This is a genomic window from Tessaracoccus antarcticus (genome assembly GCF_003688855.1).
Classification (GTDB): domain Bacteria; phylum Actinomycetota; class Actinomycetes; order Propionibacteriales; family Propionibacteriaceae; genus Arachnia; species Arachnia antarctica.
Window position 1 is genome coordinate 388,476 of sequence record NZ_REFW01000001.1, and the last position, 18,204, is coordinate 406,679.

At 67.7% G+C, this 18,204-nt stretch carries 15 protein-coding genes; 8 read left to right on the plus strand and 7 right to left on the minus strand.

All coding sequences use genetic code 11. The features are described from left to right. Nucleotides 1-20 precede the first annotated feature (20 nt). Both EAX62_RS01715 and EAX62_RS17430 read right to left on the minus strand, forming a co-directional pair. The gene (locus EAX62_RS01715) at nt 21-899 is read right to left on the minus strand and encodes a mechanosensitive ion channel family protein (protein WP_121899948.1); all 879 of its coding nucleotides are present in this window, start codon (nt 897-899) and stop codon (nt 21-23) included. A 23-nt stretch (nt 900-922) separates the two neighbouring features. After that, the gene (locus tag EAX62_RS17430; protein ID WP_407703304.1) at nt 923-1,957 is read right to left on the minus strand and encodes a peptidoglycan DD-metalloendopeptidase family protein; all 1,035 of its coding nucleotides are present in this window, start codon (nt 1,955-1,957) and stop codon (nt 923-925) included. Here EAX62_RS17430 and EAX62_RS17025 point away from each other — a divergent pair. From EAX62_RS17025 to EAX62_RS01740, 5 genes are all read left to right on the plus strand, one after another. Further along, nucleotides 1,920-2,147, plus strand: a complete 228-nt coding sequence (locus tag EAX62_RS17025) for a hypothetical protein (protein WP_233557762.1) — start codon at nt 1,920-1,922, stop codon at nt 2,145-2,147. The two genes, EAX62_RS17430 and EAX62_RS17025, sit on opposite strands and share 38 nt — an antisense overlap. A gap of 355 nt (nt 2,148-2,502) precedes the next feature. Next, nucleotides 2,503-3,945 (plus strand): CCA tRNA nucleotidyltransferase, encoded by a 1,443-nt coding sequence (locus EAX62_RS01725; protein ID WP_121899949.1) that lies wholly within the window; start codon nt 2,503-2,505, stop codon nt 3,943-3,945. After that, nucleotides 3,942-5,888, plus strand: a complete 1,947-nt coding sequence (locus EAX62_RS01730; protein WP_121899950.1) for a DUF6049 family protein — start codon at nt 3,942-3,944, stop codon at nt 5,886-5,888. The genes EAX62_RS01725 and EAX62_RS01730 overlap by 4 nt, the downstream gene beginning before the upstream one ends. After that, on the plus strand, nt 5,885-9,439 hold the full coding sequence (murJ, locus tag EAX62_RS01735; RefSeq protein WP_121899951.1) for a murein biosynthesis integral membrane protein MurJ: 3,555 nt from the start codon (nt 5,885-5,887) through the stop codon (nt 9,437-9,439). Before EAX62_RS01730 ends, murJ begins: the two co-directional genes overlap by 4 nt. 103 nt (nt 9,440-9,542) lie before the next feature. Further along, nucleotides 9,543-9,977: a VOC family protein gene (locus EAX62_RS01740; RefSeq protein ID WP_121899952.1), complete on the plus strand. Its 435-nt coding sequence runs from the start codon at nt 9,543-9,545 to the stop codon at nt 9,975-9,977. A 122-nt stretch (nt 9,978-10,099) separates the two neighbouring features. Here the strand turns inward: EAX62_RS01740 and glpK are convergent, their stop codons facing one another. Continuing rightward, nucleotides 10,100-11,620 carry a glycerol kinase GlpK gene (gene glpK, locus EAX62_RS01745; protein ID WP_121899953.1) on the minus strand — a complete coding sequence of 507 codons (1,521 nt, stop codon included), beginning with the start codon at nt 11,618-11,620 and terminating at the stop codon, nt 10,100-10,102. Between the two features lie 50 nt (nt 11,621-11,670). Further along, entirely contained in the window at nt 11,671-12,465 is a 795-nt protein-coding gene (locus EAX62_RS01750; RefSeq protein ID WP_199711060.1) for an MIP/aquaporin family protein, read from the minus strand. Nucleotides 12,466-12,796: 331 nt separating this feature from the next. Between EAX62_RS01750 and EAX62_RS01755 the strand changes: the two genes are divergently transcribed. From EAX62_RS01755 to EAX62_RS01765, 3 genes are read left to right on the plus strand one after another with little or no spacing between them, the layout of a single operon-like run. Then, a complete protein-coding gene (locus EAX62_RS01755; RefSeq protein ID WP_233557763.1) occupies nt 12,797-13,720 on the plus strand; it encodes an ABC transporter ATP-binding protein in 924 nt (307 codons plus the stop codon). Beyond that, nucleotides 13,713-14,594: an ABC transporter permease gene (locus EAX62_RS01760; RefSeq protein ID WP_121899955.1), complete on the plus strand. Its 882-nt coding sequence runs from the start codon at nt 13,713-13,715 to the stop codon at nt 14,592-14,594. The genes EAX62_RS01755 and EAX62_RS01760 overlap by 8 nt, the downstream gene beginning before the upstream one ends. Continuing rightward, nucleotides 14,591-15,436, plus strand: coding sequence for an ABC transporter permease (locus EAX62_RS01765; RefSeq protein ID WP_121899956.1), 846 nt, complete (start codon nt 14,591-14,593; stop codon nt 15,434-15,436). Before EAX62_RS01760 ends, EAX62_RS01765 begins: the two co-directional genes overlap by 4 nt. Nucleotides 15,437-15,468: 32 nt before the next feature. Here EAX62_RS01765 and EAX62_RS01770 read toward each other — a convergent pair whose 3' ends face one another. The 3 genes from EAX62_RS01770 to EAX62_RS01780 all read right to left on the minus strand — a co-directional run bounded on the left by EAX62_RS01770 (nt 15,469) and on the right by EAX62_RS01780 (nt 18,178). Next, entirely contained in the window at nt 15,469-16,878 is a 1,410-nt protein-coding gene (locus tag EAX62_RS01770; RefSeq protein ID WP_121899957.1) for a hypothetical protein, read from the minus strand. Continuing rightward, complete coding sequence (locus EAX62_RS01775) at nt 16,875-17,555, minus strand: hypothetical protein (RefSeq protein ID WP_121899958.1); 681 nt, start codon at nt 17,553-17,555, stop codon at nt 16,875-16,877. Before EAX62_RS01775 ends, EAX62_RS01770 begins: the two co-directional genes overlap by 4 nt. Before the next feature lie 116 nt (nt 17,556-17,671). Beyond that, the gene (locus EAX62_RS01780) at nt 17,672-18,178 is read right to left on the minus strand and encodes a hypothetical protein (protein ID WP_147453969.1); all 507 of its coding nucleotides are present in this window, start codon (nt 18,176-18,178) and stop codon (nt 17,672-17,674) included. Nucleotides 18,179-18,204: the final 26 nt, after the last annotated feature.

Here is an 18,204-nt window from a genome sequence, read left to right on the forward strand (position 1 = left end):
TGCCAGGAAGTGAAGTGTTTCTACTGGGGGGTGGAGGGATACAGGATGGGGCCGCGGACACCGGCCTCGGCCAGGGCCTTCTGTGCGCGTTGCCGCACTTCGCGCATGACACCCCATTGCTGGTTCGGGCCCGTCTTGAGCGCAATTTTCATGACCATGGTGCCGCCCGACATGGAGTCGACACCCACCACCGACGGCTCCTCCATGAGGACGTCGGCCCACTGCGGGTCCTCCTGCATGCCGGCGACCGCCCGGCCCAGCACCGCCATCACGTTCTCCGGGTCCTCGTTGATGGCCACGGGGATGTCCACAAGGACCGCGGAGAAGCCCTGGGAGATGTTGCCGAGCGTCAGGATTTCCCCGTTGCGGATGTACCAGACGGTCCCCATGGGGTCGCGGAGCTTCGTGACCCTGAGTGAGACCTCCAGAACGGTGCCCTTCGTGTCGCCCACCGTGATGAGGTCCCCGACGCCGAACTGGTCCTCCGACAGCATGAAGATCCCGGACAGGTAGTCCTTGACCAGCGACTGGGCCCCGAAGCCGAGGGCCACACCACCGACACCGGCGGAGGCGAGCAGGGGACCCATGGGGATGCCGATGATGGACAGGACGGTCAGCAGGGTAATGACGGCGATCACGACGTCGACGACGTTGCGCAACAGGGACCCCAGGGTGGTGACGCGTTGGCGTTGCCGTTCGATGCTGAGCCCGCTGGCCCGGGCGATCGCCATTTTCGTGCGGGTGCCCAGGTTGGGGTCGGCGCCCGCCTGCGTCGCGGGTCCACGCGCCAGGAGCGCCTTGACGGAGCGTTTGATGAGGAACACCAGCACCACGCGCAGCACCAGGGCAAAGGCCAGGACCACGGCGAGGTAGACGAGCCGTTGGGTGAGATCGGTCATGGAGCCATGATGCCTGCCCGGGATCAGATCTGCGGAGTCGAGTCCCCCTCGGGGGGCGGCAGCACGCTCATCGTGCTGGCCGGCGGGGAATCAGCCGGGGGCGTCGTGGACGTGGCGGGTGCGGCCGGCGCGGACTCGCTCATGGTGCGCGTGACGCTGCTGTCCGTGCCGGGGCTCGACGGCGGTGGCGCGCTGGTGGTCACAGGTGCCGCGGAGCTGCTCGACGGCGGCGCAGTGGAGGGGGACGGGGCCGGGGTGCCGGTGGAGGATGGTGAGCCACTGGCCGACGGGTCCGGTGAATCGCTGGGCGTGGGTGTCGGAGAAGCGGGCAGCGTGGACGCCGATGGGGAAGGGGATGGGCTCGCCGATGCGCACGGGCTTTGCGAGGGCGTGGGTGCCTGGGAGGGCTTGACCGACGGGCTGCTGCACGGCTTGGGCGACCCGGTCACGCTGGGCGAGGCACTGGGACTCGGGCTGGTCGACGCCGAGGGCGAGGGCGAAGCGGAAAGTGACGGCGCCCCGCTCGGACTCGGGGAGTTTGACGGGCTCGGTGAGGGGGACGCTGTCCGGGTGGGTGACACCGGCAGCGTGGAGGACGGCGTGCCCGGCCTCGTCGAGCCGGACATGACTGCCTGGCCCGTGCCCATGCCCTGGGTGTCCACCACGACGGCGCTGCCGTTCAGCCATGGCTCGGGGTTGGTGAACTGGCCGTCGGCGATGACCTCGAAGTGCAGGTGGCACCCCGTGGAGAAGCCGGTGGTGCCCACCCGGCCCACCCCCTGGTGTGTTTCCACCTTCTGACCCACGCTGACGCCGATGGCCGAAAGGTGGTTGTAGGTGGTCATGACCCGGTGTCCGGCCATGGTGCCATGGTCGATTTTGACCTGGATGCCATTGCCTCCGGCCCACCCTGTGCGCACCACCGTGCCGGGCGCAGCCGCACCGACGGGGGTACCGCACGGGGCGGCGAGGTCCAGGCCCGAGTGAAGTTTCCAGATGTGGCGGACGGGATGGAACCGCATGCCGAACCGTGACGTCTTGCGCCCCTGGATGGGCATCGACAGGAGCGCCCCCGAGGTCTGCTTCGTCACGGAGGGAATGGCGATGGTGGGGACACTGGACGGTGTGATCAGCACCTTCGTGTCCTCGCCCGGGGCCTCCTCCGGCGGCTGGCTGGTGGCATACCCGGATGCAGCCGTGGAGGAGAAGATGCCCGGTAGGTCGTCGCTGACAGGGGCGCGGACATGACGGGAGAGACTCGGCAGGTCGGGCAGCGTCGTGGTGAGAACGCGGGGGGCGGCGGCGTGGGCTGCCGGTGCCACGGGTACCGCCGCGAGATCGCCCGGCTGGCTGCCGATGGACAGGACCAGGCCGACGGTGAGCACGGAAGACACGGCCGCCACCAGCGACTTGATGCCCTGCACTCGCATGAGACTCCCCCGAGCCGTGTTCCTCGGCCGATCGTTGCCGCGTAGGGCACCATCGAAGCACACATCACCCGTAGTCCGCCATAGGTCAGGGCAGATTGGTGCACCCCGGGCGGCGTGTCGTGCAGAACCCGTGAACGCTTCGTCCCCAGAGGATGGGCGTAGGATGAGCGCCCATGCCAAGCCTCACCCAAGCCCAGAGCAATGCCGTGGAGCAGTTGCTCCGCATCTCGGGCATCATCGACCACTTGGGACACCTGTTCGAGGACGCGGGGCACCGCCTGTACCTGGTGGGCGGTTCGGTGCGCGACGCACTCCTCGGCGGCCTCGGACGCGACCTGGACTTCACCACCTCCGCCCAGCCAGACCTGACGCATGAGCTCCTGAAGCGCTTCACCCCCTCCACGTGGGACATCGGCCGCGACTTCGGCACCATCGGCGCCCTCAAGCGTGACGGCCGCGACGAATGGCAGATCGAGATCACCACGTTCCGCGCCGACATCTACCGCAGCGAGTCCCGCAAGCCCGTCGTGGCGTTCGGGGACACACTGGAGGGCGACCTCATCCGCCGGGACTTCACCGTGAACGCCATGGCCGTGGACGTCCTCACGAAACAGTTCGTGGATCCCTACGACGGACTGCGGGACCTGTCGGAGGGCGTCCTGAGGACCCCTGCCGCACCCGAGACGTCGTTCTCCGACGACCCACTGCGCATGATGCGCGCCGCCCGCTTCGCGTCCCGCCTCGGGTTCGAGGTGGCGCCGGAGGTGGTGGCCGCCATGACCGACATGGCGGAACGCATCACCATTGTCTCGGCTGAACGGATCCAGGCGGAGCTGTCCGGCCTGCTGCTGACCGACTCCCCCCGCGCCGGTCTGGACCTGCTGGTGCGCACCGGCATCGCCGAGTACGTGCTGCCGGAGTTGCCGGCGCTGCAACTGGAACTGGACGAGCACCACCGGCACAAGGACGTCTACGAGCACTCCCTGACGGTGCTGGAGCAGTCCATCGATCTGGAGAAGGCCCGCGGCCACGCCCCGGACCTCGTGGGGCGCCTGGCGGCACTGCTGCACGACATCGGGAAACCCGACACCCGCCGCTTCGAGGGCTCCAAGGTGACGTTCCACCACCACGACATCGTGGGCGCCAAACAGGTGAAGCGGCGGCTGCGGGCGCTGAACTACCCCAACGTGGTCATCAAGTCGGTGGCGAAGCTGGTGGAACTGCATCTGCGCTTCCACGGGTACGGCGAAGGGCAGTGGAGCGACGCGGCGGTCCGCCGCTACGTCCGCGACGCCGGCGACGAGCTCGAGCGGCTGCACATCCTCACGCGCTCCGACTGCACCACCCGCAACAGGGACAAGGCCACCCGACTGCGCCGCAACTACGAAGAGCTGGAGTGGCGGATCGACGAGTTGGCCAAGGCCGAGGAGCTCGATTCGCTGCGCCCGGACCTGGACGGCACCGAGATCATGGCGATCCTGGGGATCCCTCCGGGCCGTGAGGTGGGTGAGGCGTACCGCTTCCTGCTGGAACATCGTACGGAGAACGGCCCCTGCGACAGGGCGGAGGCCGAGGCGCTCCTGCTGGACTGGTGGGGCTCGCGGCAGGAGGCGTGACCCCGCCGGAGATGATGGACGTCTACGATGGAGCGGTGCCGAAAGCCCCGTGGATCCTGCGTGCCCTCGTGGCATCGGCGCTGGTCATCCCCGCACTGGCCTTCACAGCATCGCTGGCTCACGCCGAGGGGCCGGCACTCTTCGACGTCAGCATCACCGCGAACAGCACCCCCGTCATGGACCTCTCCAATCCCGAGCAGGTGGTGGAGTTGAGCGGCACCATCATCAACACGTCGACCTCCCGCACCCGCTACACCACGGTGGAGTTCTGGAAGTCCACGACGCCGATCACCACCGACTCTGCGCTGGCGGAAACGCTGGAATCCCCCGCGACGGTGCCCGAGGGGGAACGCGAGACGCCCTACACGGAGGAGTCCGGCCACACCCAGGTCATCTCGCGGGAGGACTGGTTCGAAACGGGTGAGCGCGCCTCCTTCACCGTGCACGCCACCGTCGGTGAGCTGGGATTCGACGCGGACAACGCCGCCTACCTCGTGGGTGTCCAGGTCCGCGGCATCCCGGAGGAGGGCGACAAGCAGGTGGTGGGACGAGGCCGCATCCTCGTGGCCGCCGCCACCGCCCCGCTGGAATCCAGTCGCGTCGTCGCCCTCACTGCGAAACCGCAGCGGACGAAGGACGGCGGGTTCGTCGACGACTCCCTGGCCACCTCCCTGTCGAACGACCTGGGTGAACTCCTGGCCGCCGCCGAGGCCGCGGACTCCACCGTGCTGCTCGACCCCATGCTGCTCATGGATGTGCGGGCGCTGTCCGAGGAGCACATGGTGAACGGCGTCCTGACCCCCGCCGACGAGGTCGCCGGTGCATGGGCGGGACGCATGGACACGCTCATCAGCGACGGCCGTGTGTTGAGACTCCCCTGGGGTGACGTCGACCTCCCCCGCGCCGAGAAGTCCGGCCATCTGAGGGAGGCCCTGCAATGGGCCGACGATGCCGTGACAGACGACACCCTGCGCCGCCTGCCCCTCGCCGCGAACCTGGGGGCCTCCGCCAGCCCCGACCTGGTGAAGGAACTCGGCGAGCTCGGGGTCACCACAGTTTTTGCCCTCAACACCAGCGGCGGCAGTATCGGCCCCGTGCGGGTGGTGCAGGTCGACGACGTGGCCCTGCCCGGCATGGGCCCCGGAGGGGACAACACGACAGCGCAACAACTGGGGCGACGCGTTGCCCAGGAGGCCGTGGCCTCCACACCCCCCACGTACCTGGCCCGGAGCGTCGCTGAGGCCACGACCGCCAAGGTCCTACCAGCCCACCGCACCGGGGTGGCCATTCCCTCCGACGACGCAGCCGCGACCTTCACCGACGCCGTGGATGCGCCCCTCTGGGAGGCGTTGTCGACGCGCGTGGCCACTCTCATGGACAACGCCTCCTTCCGCCGCGACCTCACGGGCAACGACGACCGACCGCAGCTCGAACGGGTGGCCGTGGCCGCCATGTCGTCCGCGTTCACCTCCGAGACAACCGCCCTCGCCTGGCTGGCCGCCGACGCGCCGCCCGAGGTGGACCCGTCAAAGATCACCATCAGCGCCGCCAGCCAGTTCGTGATGGGGTCGCGCACCAACGACTTCCCCGTCAGCATCACCAACGGTCTGGACGTGGCCGTCACGCTGCGGCTCGTGTTCGACAGCGAGAGCCCGCAGCGCATCGCGGTGCCCGCCACCGAGTTCAAGACGCTGGAACCGGGCGAGAATCTCACCATGATCCTGGCACCGCAGGCATCCAGCAACGGAGTCGTCACGGTGCACGGACACATGGAGACCCGCGGCGGGGCCAGGTTCGGCACCCCCGTCGCCATTGACATCACCGCCACCGAATTCGGCCGTGTCGGCTGGATCATCATCATCGTTTCCGGGGCTGTGGTGCTGGGTGGCACCGTGTGGCGGATCAGAGCGGTGCAGGCCGAACGTTCCAAGGAGGACGCATGAGCAGCCAGGTCAGTACCACCAAGAAGCTGGTCTCAGCGAGTGCGCTGATGGCATCCGGCACCCTCATCTCGCGGATCCTGGGGCTCGTGCGGGTGATGCTCATCGTCTTCATCCTCGGCAACACCACCCGGCAGGCCGACATTTTCAGCCTCGCCACATCAGTGCCCAACTCGCTGTACATCCTGTTCGCGGGTGGGGCGCTCAACACCGTCCTGGTGCCGCAGATCGTGCGGGCCATCAAGCACGACGACGACGGCGGCGAGGCCTACACCAACCGCATCATGACGGCTTTCATGCTCATCGTCGGCGTGGTCGCCGTGCTGGTGACACTGGCAGCCCCTGTCGTCACCACCATCTACTCGGGCGCCCAATGGCGTGCCCCGGAGCTGGCCGACCAGTATGCGTCGATGGTGGCGCTCACCTACCTCACGCTGCCGCAGGTCTTCTTCTACGGCGTGTTCTTCCTGCTGGGGCAGGTCCTCAACGCACGCGACAAGTTCGGCCCCATGATGTGGGCACCCATCGCCAACAACGTCATCGCCATCCTGGTCCTGTCGACCTACCTGGTGGTGTGGGGTAGCGGCGGCGACCATTCGGGGGCCTTCACCACTGCCCAGATCTGGACGTTGGGGCTCGGCAGCACCGTCGGAATCGCCGTCCAGACCGCCGTGCTGCTGCCCTACCTGAGGAAGGTCGGCTTCACGTTCCGGCCCCGCTTCGACCTCAAGGGCACCGGTCTCGGCAAAACCTTCTCCCTGACGAAGTGGACCCTCGGCTTCGTGGCGGTGAACCAGCTCGCACTGGTGGTCGTCCAGCGTCTCGCCACAGCCGCCACGGCGGAGGGTGCCCAGGGCGGTGCCGGCCTGACCGTCTACTCCAACGCCCACCTGTTGTGGATCCTCCCCCACTCGCTCATCACGGTGTCGTTGGCCACGGCCATGCTGCCCAACGCCTCCCGGCTGGCGGCGTCCCGGGACATGGTGGGTGTGGCGGCCGAGGCCACCAAAACCATGCGGTTGGCACTGGTGGCGCTTGTGCCTGCCACCGTCGGCTTCATCGCGCTGGCCGCGCCCATCACCCAGCTGCTCTTCGGCGGTGGACGCGGCGCCCAGGACTCCCAGTTCGTGGCCCTCACCCTCATCGCGTTCGCGGTGGGCCTCGTGCCGTTCACCGTGCAGTTCGTGTGCCTGCGCACCTACTACGCCATGGAGAACACCCGCACCCCCTTCTTCCTGCAGTGCGTCATCGCCGCAGTCAACGCCGGCGGTGCCCTGCTGCTGGTGTGGTGGGCCGGGGATCCGAACCTGTCCGCCCCCGCCCTGGCCCTGTCGTACTCACTGGCCTACACCATCGGTGTGGTGCTGAGCTGGAGACTCCTGAAGCGTGACGTGCCCGCGCTCGACGGCGCCGACATGGGTCTGCACATCGTCCGACTGGTGCTCGGCGCCTCGCTGGGCGGTATCGGCGCCTACTTCGCGGCCCGCGGCCTGCTCGGCGCATTCCAGGACAGCAAGGTGGGGGCACTGCTGGCCGTCTTCGCCGGCCTCGCCATCATCGGGATCGTCTACGCCGTTGTCGGCAAACTGCTGCAGGTCCGCGAGCTGAGCAGCGTCACCGAGCTCCTCCGCACCCGACTGGGACGCGGTCGCCGCTCCTCCAACGCCGTCTCCGACGAGCCGCAGGACATCGAGCACGACCTCCCCTCCTCCGGTGCCATCGCCGAGGACATGATGCCCACCCAGGTGCACGCCGCCATCCAGGACGACGAGGAGCCCACCGAGGCACCCACCCCCTGGGATCCCGAGTCGATGGTGGACACCGCCATCCGCCCGGCCATCATCGACGACGTCGCACCCGGGGACATCGACGACGATCGCTTCGACGCCACTACCGGCGACACGGATGCGGGCGACGCCGTCGAGGAGCCCGCAGAACAGGACGCACCACTGCTCGGGGAGTCCGGTGAACTGCTGAGTACCCGGTACCGCCTGGAGGAGCCGATGGCCCGGCGAGCCGGGATCGAGAGCTGGCGTGCCCACGACCTCCAGCTGTCCCGCGACGTGCTCGCCCACGTCATGCCGGCCGGGGACCCCCGCATCCCGGCAGTGCTCGACGCCGCCCGCACCGGCGCCTCCGCCACCGACTCCCGTTTCCTTCGGGTCCTCGACGCTGTCGCCATCGACGACGGGGGCGCAGTGGGCGGGTACGTGGTGTGCGAGTTCGCCGCCGGCAAACCGTTGTCACAGCTCCTCGGCAAGGAGCAGCTCAGCACGCTCGAGGCCGCGTGGATCGTGCGCGAACTGGCCGATGCCCTCTCCGCCATGCACGTCAACGGCCTCTTCCACGAGCAGGTCACACCCGAGAACGTGATCATCACCTCCAGTGGCGCCGTCCGGCTCGTGGGCTTCGGTGTGGAGTCGGTCCTGGCCCAGGGTGAGCGGCCCTCCAGCTGGAGCGCGAAGGAGTCCTCGGACGTCACCGCCATGGCAGCGCTGCTGTACGCGTTGCTGTCCAACCACTGGCCGGGCACCGCAGCGTGGGGCCTCCCAGCCGCCCCGGTCATCGGTGGCGCGCTCGTCGGCCCCCGCAGGCTGCGCGCCGACGTCCCCGCCCGCCTGGACCGGATCTGCACCACCATCCTCACCGACCGGGAGGTTGCCGGCGAGAGCCGCATCACCACCGCAGCCCAGCTGGCGTCGGCGCTCGCGTCCGTGCTCGGCACGGCCGACCCGTCACCCGACTTGGAGGACAGGATCCGCTACGGCGGTGACAGCACGGCGACGCCGTCGCCCCTGGCTGTGGCGGGGTCCGCGGCGCTCCACCAATCGCTCCACGGGGAGGCCTTCGCGGAGGCGGCCACCCATGAGTTCATCCCCGAGGATGCCGAACCCGTCCGGGAGAGCCCACTCGAGGAGCAGCGACGGTTGATGTCCACAGGGCGTCCCGCGCTCTGGATCATCGCCGCCCTCGCCGTGGGCACGTTGGTGGTGACACTCGTCGTCGTCGCGTCCCAGCGCGCCGGCCAGCAGGACGCGGGGCCGGAGATCACCACTTCCGCCTCGGCGAGCCAGACCCCCGGCGGACAGTTGGCCATCGTCGCCGGCGCAGACTTCGATCCGCAGGCCGACGGCGGCAACGACGAGGAGAACACCCCCAAGGTGCCGCTCGCGTTCGACGACGACCCCGCCACCGGTTGGGCAACGCTGGAGTACCACAACCGCCCCAATCTGGGCGGCCTGAAGCCGGGTGTGGGGATCGTCCTCGACCTCGGGGAAAACCGCGACGTCTCGTCCGTGGAGGTGCTCTTCGCGGCCCCCGGCGCCACCGTTGAGCTACGCGTCCCCACTGAGGCGGGCGTCGACGCCGCCCCCATGGCCTCACAGTCGGAGTGGACCGTGGTGGCCAGCCAGGCCGACGCCCCCGGCACCACCACCCTGACCCCCGACGCCGCCACGAACACCCGGTACCTGCTGCTCTACCTCACGAACCTTCCGGAGGTCAGCACGTCCCGCTACCAGGCGCAGATCAACAACGTGGTGGTCAACGGCTGATTCGCGCACGCACGTTCACCAGTTGCCCGTTCGGGTTGATGGGCCCGGGGATCATCCCCGGGCCCATTCCCATTCCCGGCCCGGGCGCCTACGCTCTTGTGCCATGACGAATCAGCCGTGGGATCTGCAGGTGGCCGTCGACTGCGATGACCCGCACGAATTGGCAACATGGTGGGCCGAGGCCCTCGCCTGGGACGTGGAGCCACAGGAGGAGGACTTCATCCAGTCGATGCTGGACCAGGGTCTGGCTGAGGAGTCGGAGGTTCGCACCTTCCGCGGGAAGCGCGTGTGGGCCGACGGTGCCGCCGTGGTGCACCCCGGCAACCATCAACCACGGCTCCTCTTCCAGCGCGTGCCGGAGGGCAAGACCATCAAGAACCGTGTGCACTGGGACCTGCGCAAGTCCGGCGGCGAAGCGACTCCCGAGGACGTCGAGCGGCTCATCACGATGGGTGCACGCCGCATCGGCGAGGGCAGTCAGGGTCCACACACCTGGGTGGTGCTCGCCGACCCGGAGGGCAACGAGTTCTGCGTCTGAGGCCGAGAGGACGTCACGGCTCAGACGAAGGACCCCTCAACGAAACAGCCGGGCGGTGTGGGTTTCCCCACACCGCCCGGCTGGCGTACTGGACGCGATCAGGACAAGCGATCAGCTACTGATCACTCGACCACGTCGTCGTCGACCCAGTCGAAGGTCCGCGTGACGGCCTTCTTCCAGTTGCGGTACAGACGCTGCTGGTCGCCATCGTCCATGTTGGGCGTCCAGCGCTTGTCCTCTGCCCAGTTGTCGATGACGTCCTGCTCGCCCTCCCAGAAACCGACGGCGATGCCGGCGGCGTATGCGGCGCCCAGTGCGGTGGTCTCGGCCACCTTGGGACGGACAACGTCCACACCGAGCATGTCGGCCTGGAACTGCATGAGCATCTCGTTGCCGGTCATACCACCGTCAACCTTGAGCTCGGCGAGCTTCACGCCCGAGTCCGCCTCCATGGCATCCAGCACCTCACGCGTCTGGAAGGCGGTGGCCTCCAGCACGGCGCGGGCGATGTGGCCACGGTTGACGTAGCGGGTGAGGCCGACGAGCGCACCGCGGGCGGTGGACTTCCAGTACGGGGCGAACAGACCGGAGAACGCCGGCACGAAGTACGCGCCACCGTTGTCCTCCACCGTTGCTGCGAGTTCCTCAACCTCCGGGGCGGAGCTGAACATCTTGAGGTTGTCGCGCAGCCACTGCACCAGCGAACCGGTGACGGCGATGGAGCCCTCCAGCGCGTAGATGGCGTCCTTGTCACCGATCTTGTAGCAGACCGTCGTCAGGAGGCCGTTCTTCGACGGGACGATCTCCGTGCCCGTGTTCAGCAGCATGAAGTTGCCGGTGCCGTAGGTGTTCTTGGCCATTCCCACTTCGAAGCAGGCCTGGCCGAACGTGGCGGCCTGCTGGTCACCCAGGATGCCCGAGATCGGGACGCCGGGCAGCAGACCCTTGGCACGGCCCTCGCCGTACACCTCTGCCGAGCTGCGGATCTCCGGCAGCATCGACATGGGGATGGTCATGTCCGAGGCAATTTCCTCGTCCCAGCTCAGGGTCTTCAGATCCATGAGCATGGTGCGCGAGGCGTTGGTGACGTCGGTGTAGTGCAGACCACCGTCGACACCGCCGGTCAGGTTCCACAGCACCCAACTGTCCATGGTGCCCATGACGAGGTCGCCGGCCTCAGCCTTCTGGCGGGCGCCCTCGACGTTGTCGAGGATCCACTTGACCTTCGGGCCGGCGAAGTACGTGGCAAGGGGGAGTCCCACGCGGGCCTTGTACTTGTCCTGTCCCTCGTCGCCGCCGAGGTCGTCGACGATCTTGGCGGTGCGGGTGTCCTGCCAGACGATGGCGTTGTAGGCGGGTTCACCGGTGGTCTTGTCCCACACCAGCGTGGTCTCACGCTGGTTGGTGATGCCCACGGCGGCGAGGTCGTGGTGGTTCAGCGATGCCTTGCTCAGTGCGTCGGCGACGACGGAGCGGACGTTGTCCCAGATCTCGATGGCATTGTGCTCCACCCAGCCTGCGCGGGGGAAGATCTGCTCGTGTTCCTTCTGACCTGTGGCGACGATCTGGCCGCCGTGGTCGAAGATGATGGCCCGGGAACTGGTGGTTCCCTGGTCGATGGCAAGTACGTATTTCTCAGCCATGCAGTTTCACTTCCTTGTGATGGTGATTGTGAGGTGGTCGTGATCAGGAATCAGACGAGGAGGAACGTGCTGGCAATGCCGCCCAGCACACCACCGATGAGGGGGCCGGCAATCGGCACCCATGCGTAGCCCCAGTCAGAGCCACCCTTGCCCTTGATGGGCAGGATGGCGTGCATGATGCGGGGGCCGAGGTCACGCGTCGGGTTGATGGCGTAGCCGGTGGGCCCACCGAGGCTGGCACCGATGCTGACGACCAGCAGACCGACGCCGAGGGCGCCGAGCCATCCGAGGTTGACGGCAACACCCTTGCCGTCCGCGCCCAGGGTGAAGACGCCTGCGGCGAAGATGGTGAAGACCAGGACAAAGGTGCCGATGATCTCGGTGACCATGTTCCAGCCGTAGTTGCGGATCTCAGGTCCTGTGGAGAAGACGCCCAGCTTGAAGGCGGGGTTCTCCTCGGCATCGAAGTGCTGCTTGTAGGCGAGCCACATGAGGCCGGCACCGATCATGGCGCCCACGAGCTGACCCGCGAAGTAGACGAGCGTGGAGACGACACCGATGGCAATTCCCGGTACGAAGTCCGGGTTGCCCAGGATCATGTTGCGGGCAATGATGCCGACGGTGACGGCCGGGTTGATGTGGGCTCCCGATGCGCCGGAAGCAAGGACACCGACGAAGACGGCGAGGCCCCACCCCCAGTTGATGAGGAGCCAGCCGGTCCCTTGTCCCTTCGATCCCTTCAGCAGGGTGTTGGCAACAACGCCACCACCCAGCAGAAGCAGGAGCATTGATCCGACGGCCTCCGAGAGGAACACTTGACCGAGGGAGATTTCAAGCACTTCCATTTTGCGACTCCGTTTCCTGACGACAATGTCAGCTAGCGCGTCCCCGTGGACGCTTGAGGTGCCGGGTTCTTCCCGGCCCCACTTGTCCGGTGGGCGCCATCGTTGCAAGCGCCTGCACCCCCCGATGACTGACAGCATGGCGGTGACTGCACATCCTCGCAAGCACTCTGCACTTTCGTGCACGGCTCACCCCAAGGGGTTGCACCTTGATGCGAACATTCGTGGCGGAAATTACCCCCGCCGAAGCTATTTTCGGCTTCTGCCCTTGCCAGCGAAGTGGCGGACGCCCGGACATGGTGCGTGGAACTCCCGACGGGTATCCTCGCCGTTTGTGACTCCCGTGATCCAGGCCAGAGGTTTGCGCAAGACCTACGGCGACTTCGAAGCCGTGCGCGGCATCGACTTCGACGTGGCGCCCGGCGAGTCGTTCGGTCTTCTGGGCCCCAACGGGGCGGGCAAGTCCACCACCATGCGCATGATCGGTGGCGTGTCCCACCGCAGCGGTGGCGAGCTCACCATTCTCGGCATGGACCCGAGCCATGAGGGGCCACGCATCCGGGCCCACCTCGGCGTGGTGCCGCAGCAGGACAACCTGGACACCGACCTGAGCGTCATCGACAACCTCATCACCTACGGACGCTACTTCGGGCTCCCCCGCTGGTTCCTCAAGCAGAAGGCCGAACTGCTGCTGGAGTTCGCCGAGCTGACCGACAAGCGCAAGTCCAAGGTGGATGACCTGTCCGGCGGCATGAAGCGTCGTCTCACCATCGCCCGATCGCTGGTGTCGGACCCGCGGATCCTGCTGCTGGACGAACCCACCACAGGACTCGATCCCCAGGCCCGCCACGTCCTGTGGGACCGCCTGTTCCGGCTGAAGGAGCAGGGCATCACCCTGGTGCTCACCACCCACCACATGGACGAGGCCGAACAGCTCTGCGACCGCCTCGTGGTGGTGGACCACGGGAAGATCGTCGCGGAGGGCACGCCCTCGACCCTGGTGCGCGAGCACGCCGGGCGCGAGGTGGTGGAGCTGCGCTTCGGCTCGCACCGCAACGCAGCACTGGCCTCGTCGCTCGACGGGGTGGGTGAACGCATCGAAGTGCTTCCCGACCGGCTGCTCGTCTACGCCACCGACGGTGAGGCGGCACTGGCGGCCGTCGTCGCCCGCGGTCTCGAGCCCACGTCGTCGCTGGTGCGCCGCTGCTCCCTGGAGGACGTCTTCCTCCGGCTGACCGGACGGAGCCTTGTTGACTGAGCGCATTCTTTCCACCGCCCTGGACGCCGACGCGGCCGCCAGGGTGACGTCGCTGCGCGCCCCCATGACCCACGACGAAATGGCCGCCGCGGTGGCTCGCCGGGGCTCACTGTTCACCCTGGAGACGTGGCTCGTGCAGGCGAAGGCCTACGTGGGCAGCATCCTGGGCGTCGGCCTCCTGTCTCCGCTGCTGTACCTCATGGCGATGGGCGTCGGACTCGGCGTGGTGGTGGACAGGGCCTCCGGCGGCGGACTGGGCGTGCCGTACCTGCACTTCGTGGCACCGGCGCTTCTGTTGTCGACGGCCATGCAGGCCGCGACCGAGGAGAACACCTTCACCATCATGGGGGGGTTCAAGTGGCGGGAAACCTACTACGCCCCGCAGGTGACACCCATCACGCCGGAACAGATCGCGGGGGGCCACGTGCTGGGGGTGACGTTGCGCTACCTCGTGACCTGCATCATCTACTGGGTGGTGCTCGCCGTGTTCGGAGCCATTCCCCATGTGGTGACGGGGCTCCTGCTGATCCCCATCGGCGTGCTGTGCGCGTCGTCGGTGGGTCTGCCCATCATGGCGTGGTCCTCCACCATCACCCAGGACAAGGGCCAGTTCGCGCTGCTGGGGCGGTTCGTGATCATGCCCATGATGTTGTTCGCCGGCACCTATTTCCCGCTGGAGACGCTGCCGATCTACCTGCAGCCCATCGGCTGGGTCTCGCCCCTGTGGCACGCCGTGGTGCTGGGCAGGGCAGTGACCATCGGGACGCCGGTCCCGGCCGGCATGGTGGTGGTGCACGTGGGCTACATGGTGGCCCTCTGCCTGGTCGGATGGTTCCTGGCGCGTCGCCACTACCGCAGGAGGCTCGTCGGATGACCTCCTCAGCCACGCAGGACGCGACCCTGCCGGATGCGCAGGGCCTCGTCCGTCGCCCGTTCCGCTCCAGCCTGTACAGCGGCAACGCCCGCGCCGTGTTCGACAGGGGCATGCGCTCACAGTGGACGGGCAACCTGTGGGTGATGGTGTCCGGCTTCGTGGAGCCCGTGCTGTTCCTTCTTGCCATGGGCCTGGGGCTGGGTGCCCTCATCGGTACCATCACCGACGACGCCGGCCGCCTGGTGGAGTACCCCGTCTACATCGCCCCGGCGTTGCTGGCGACGTCGGCCATGAACGGTGCGGTGTATGACTCCACCTGGAACGTGTTCTTCAAGCTGAAGATCAGCAAGATCTACGGAGGCATGCTCAACACCACCATCGGCCCCATGGATGTGGCGCTGGGCGAGATCGCTGTCGCGCTGGTCAGGGGCGGGGTCTACGCCACCGGCTTCGTCGCCGTCATGGCGGTGCTGGGGCTGATCTCGTCGTGGTGGGCGCTGCTGATGGTGCCCGCCTGCCTGCTGATCGCGTTCGGGTTCGCCGCCATCGGCATGGCAGCCACCAGTTTCCTGCGGACGTTCCAGCAGATGGACTGGCTGTCGCTGGTGCTGATGCCCATGTTCCTGTTCTCGGCCACCTTCTACCCGCTGAGTGTCTACCCCCATGCCATCCAGTGGTTCATCATGGCGCTGCCCCTGTGGCACGGCGTCGAGTTGCTCCGCGCACTCAACGGTGGCTGGGTGGACTGGTGGACAGCCGGGCACGCGCTGTACTTCGTGGTGCTGGCGGCCGTGGGGACGTGGGCCGCCTCAGTGCGTTTGAAGGCATTGTTCCTGCGCTGATGTGACAGCGCAGGAACAGCCCCACCACCGGATCAGTTGATCTGGTTCGCCTCCTGGACGGCCGCGCTTTCCGTGTCCTCGAATGCACCAGCTGCGCTTCCCAACTTTCCACGCAGCAGGTCGAACTCCGTGCTGGCACCCGACGACCACGTCGACGCAGCCCCCGACAGCTCATTGTGAGAGGGTTCCACCTTCTTCACGAGACCGAAATCGCTCTTGCGCTGGGCGTCGGCTGCCAGCGTCTGCATGTCCGCGGACAATTGGCTCCATTTGGTGGCCGCGGTGCGCATCGCCGCCGGGTCGGAGCCGCGTACGTCGCTGCCTCCACCGCCGACACCGCCCCCGCCGACTCCTCCGCCGCCAACTCCTCCGCCGGCACTGCCGCTGCCGCCACTGATCCCGCCGCCACCGGGGCCGCCTGAAACGCCGCCACTGCCTCCGGGGCCCGAACCGCCGGAGAACGAGGGGTCCCGGATTTCACCGTTCGGCATCACGCCAACAGCGCCGGGACCCGTGGGTGAGTTGCCTGAACCGTTGTCCCAGCCGGAGCCAGTGCCTCCCGGACCCGTGCTGCCGGGGCCGCCAGTACCGCCGGGGCCGTACGGTCCTCCAACGCCGGGTGGGGTGAGGCCTGGCTGGCCTGGAGCGCTGTTGCCGAAGTCCCAGTCGGGTGTTCTGACCGGCCCGCCCGTCCCGGGTCCTGAGTTGCCGACGGGGGGGAGGTCGTCGTATCCGGGACCGCCCCCACCGTAGGAGCCGTCAGAACCCGATCCGCCGGGGCCACCACCGATCCCGCCCGGTGAGCCGTAACCGCCCCCGTGGCCGGATCCCGGCCCCGTCGAGCCGTACGGCATGTCGGCGATGCCGTCGCCGTTGACGTCAATACCGCCGTCGACGTACCGGTCGGCAATGCCGTCGCCGTTCACGTCGCCGGGGCCTGCACCGGCGGCACTCACGCCCGCACCCATGCCACCCACGCCCATTCCACTGGGCATCCCGCCACCGACGCCACCTGCGAGGCCACCGGTCGCGCCGCCGGCACCCATGCCACCGGCGCCCATCCCACCAGCACCCATGCCACCAGCAGGCATGCCCCCGGCGCCGAGCCCGCCAGCCGAACCCACCGCAGCTGGCGCAGCACCGCGGGCCATGCCCGCCGCGCCCATCGCCTGGGCCTGGCCCAAGGCGGAGGGATCACCGGCAACGGCGCCTCCGGCGGGGACCCCGGCGGCGCCTCCCTTGCCACCACCCATCATCATGGGCGGCATCATGCCGGACCCGGATCCGCCGGACCCCTTCCCGCCCTTGCTGTTGGGGTTGATGGCGGCTTCGCCGAGCTCGTCGTCATTGAGCAGGTCGTCGGAGTCCGACGTCAGCCCTTGACCGCCACTCAGCGCGGCCCGGCGTTCGATCTCCGCCCAGTGGTCGTTGGGGTTCGTCATGATCGCTCCTTGGGGTTCAGCATTTCTTGGAATGCGGTCAGCAGGAATTCGTGTTCTGTCTCAATGTCGTCCAGTTCGCGGCGATCATCCTCCACGGGGATGAAGCGTGCGTAGGCGTTCTCCGCGGCGCGCATCACGTGCGTGCAGATCGCGCCGGCCTGGGCGGTGTCCAGCCACGTCGGATCGAATGTCACCCGCTGTGCTGCCCCGATGCCGTTGAGGGACACCGTGACGCCCTTGTGCCTGCCGGATATCACGGGCCGGGATGTGGGCGATCGCTGCGCGTCGCGCTCCAGCGCGTCGCCCCACCGCTGCTCCACATCGTCGAATGCCGCCTGGAACGCGGCGAAAGCATGCGGGCCGAATCGTGGCATCTGACTGAAATCCACGTTGTCGAAGGTTCGGGGTTCATGAGCCTTGACCTCGGCGACGCGGACGTTGGCCAGCGTCAGAGCCTGGGTGAAGCAGTCGTCCAGCGCACGCCGCCCCAGCTTCGTGTGCCACAGGGGCGAGACGCGAACCTTGGTGAGGCGTCCGTCCTCCACCCACACGCGGACGATCGCCTGGCTGTCGCTGACACCGCCGTCGTCCACGGCTGCATCAATGTCTTCCGGTTCAGAATCAGAGGCCAGCGCCGGGTCGGGCGCCAACAGGTCATCGTCGTCTGCGTCCGCCAAGGTGCTCCACCCCCCAATCCTGTTCCCGAAAGTATTTCCTTGCACACAGCCCAGTATGGCAAGGGCGGGGGCCATCGTTGATTCCAGGAAGCATCCGGCCGACGCACACCACAACCTCAGAGGAGATCGTAGATTGCCTCGGTGAACGTTGCGACGTCCTCGATCGGCAGCGGCGCCGGAGTCACGACGGACAAAACACCCAGCTGTCCGATCATCACGCAAGTGACCTGCTCCGGAGAACTCTCAGGACGACCACACACCGGCCTGCCGTGGTACTCCGGGCCCACAAGCCCCTCCACGATCGTCTTGTAGATGAACGGGCTCGAGTACACCGACGCCTGCATCGTCGCCACAGCTGCGGGATCAACATAGGAACCGATGCTCAACGACGAGGACGGACTCGAGGACTCGAGCGTGTAGGTCAGCACGGTCTCCGGGAACACCGGATCGGCAAGATCTTTCAGATTCTCGAAACTCTTCGGAGGAAACTCACCCCAGTCGAAGTCCTCCGGAACGAAAACGTCGTCAGTCGGTTCGCCCGCGGACGGGCTGGGCGGGTCGACCGGCGAACTGATGGGGGTCTCCGGCGGCGAAGGCGACGGGAGGACACCGTTCCCCGTCATCGTGCACGACGCCAGAGTGAAGGCCG

Coding starts and splice junctions, on each gene's coding strand:
- murJ (WP_121899951.1), top strand. CDS start 5,885: ATGAGCAGCCAGGTCAGTACCACCAAGAAGCTGGTCTCAGCGAGTGCG.
- EAX62_RS17430 (WP_407703304.1), bottom strand. CDS start 1,957: ATGCCCATCCAGGGGCGCAAGACGTCACGGTTCGGCATGCGGTTCCAT.
- EAX62_RS01750 (WP_199711060.1), bottom strand. CDS start 12,465: ATGGAAGTGCTTGAAATCTCCCTCGGTCAAGTGTTCCTCTCGGAGGCC.
- glpK (WP_121899953.1), bottom strand. CDS start 11,620: ATGGCTGAGAAATACGTACTTGCCATCGACCAGGGAACCACCAGTTCC.
- EAX62_RS01770 (WP_121899957.1), bottom strand. CDS start 16,878: ATGACGAACCCCAACGACCACTGGGCGGAGATCGAACGCCGGGCCGCG.
- EAX62_RS01725 (WP_121899949.1), top strand. CDS start 2,503: ATGCCAAGCCTCACCCAAGCCCAGAGCAATGCCGTGGAGCAGTTGCTC.
- EAX62_RS01740 (WP_121899952.1), top strand. CDS start 9,543: ATGACGAATCAGCCGTGGGATCTGCAGGTGGCCGTCGACTGCGATGAC.
- EAX62_RS17025 (WP_233557762.1), top strand. CDS start 1,920: ATGCCGAACCGTGACGTCTTGCGCCCCTGGATGGGCATCGACAGGAGC.
- EAX62_RS01715 (WP_121899948.1), bottom strand. CDS start 899: ATGACCGATCTCACCCAACGGCTCGTCTACCTCGCCGTGGTCCTGGCC.
- EAX62_RS01765 (WP_121899956.1), top strand. CDS start 14,591: ATGACCTCCTCAGCCACGCAGGACGCGACCCTGCCGGATGCGCAGGGC.
- EAX62_RS01780 (WP_147453969.1), bottom strand. CDS start 18,178: ATGACGGGGAACGGTGTCCTCCCGTCGCCTTCGCCGCCGGAGACCCCC.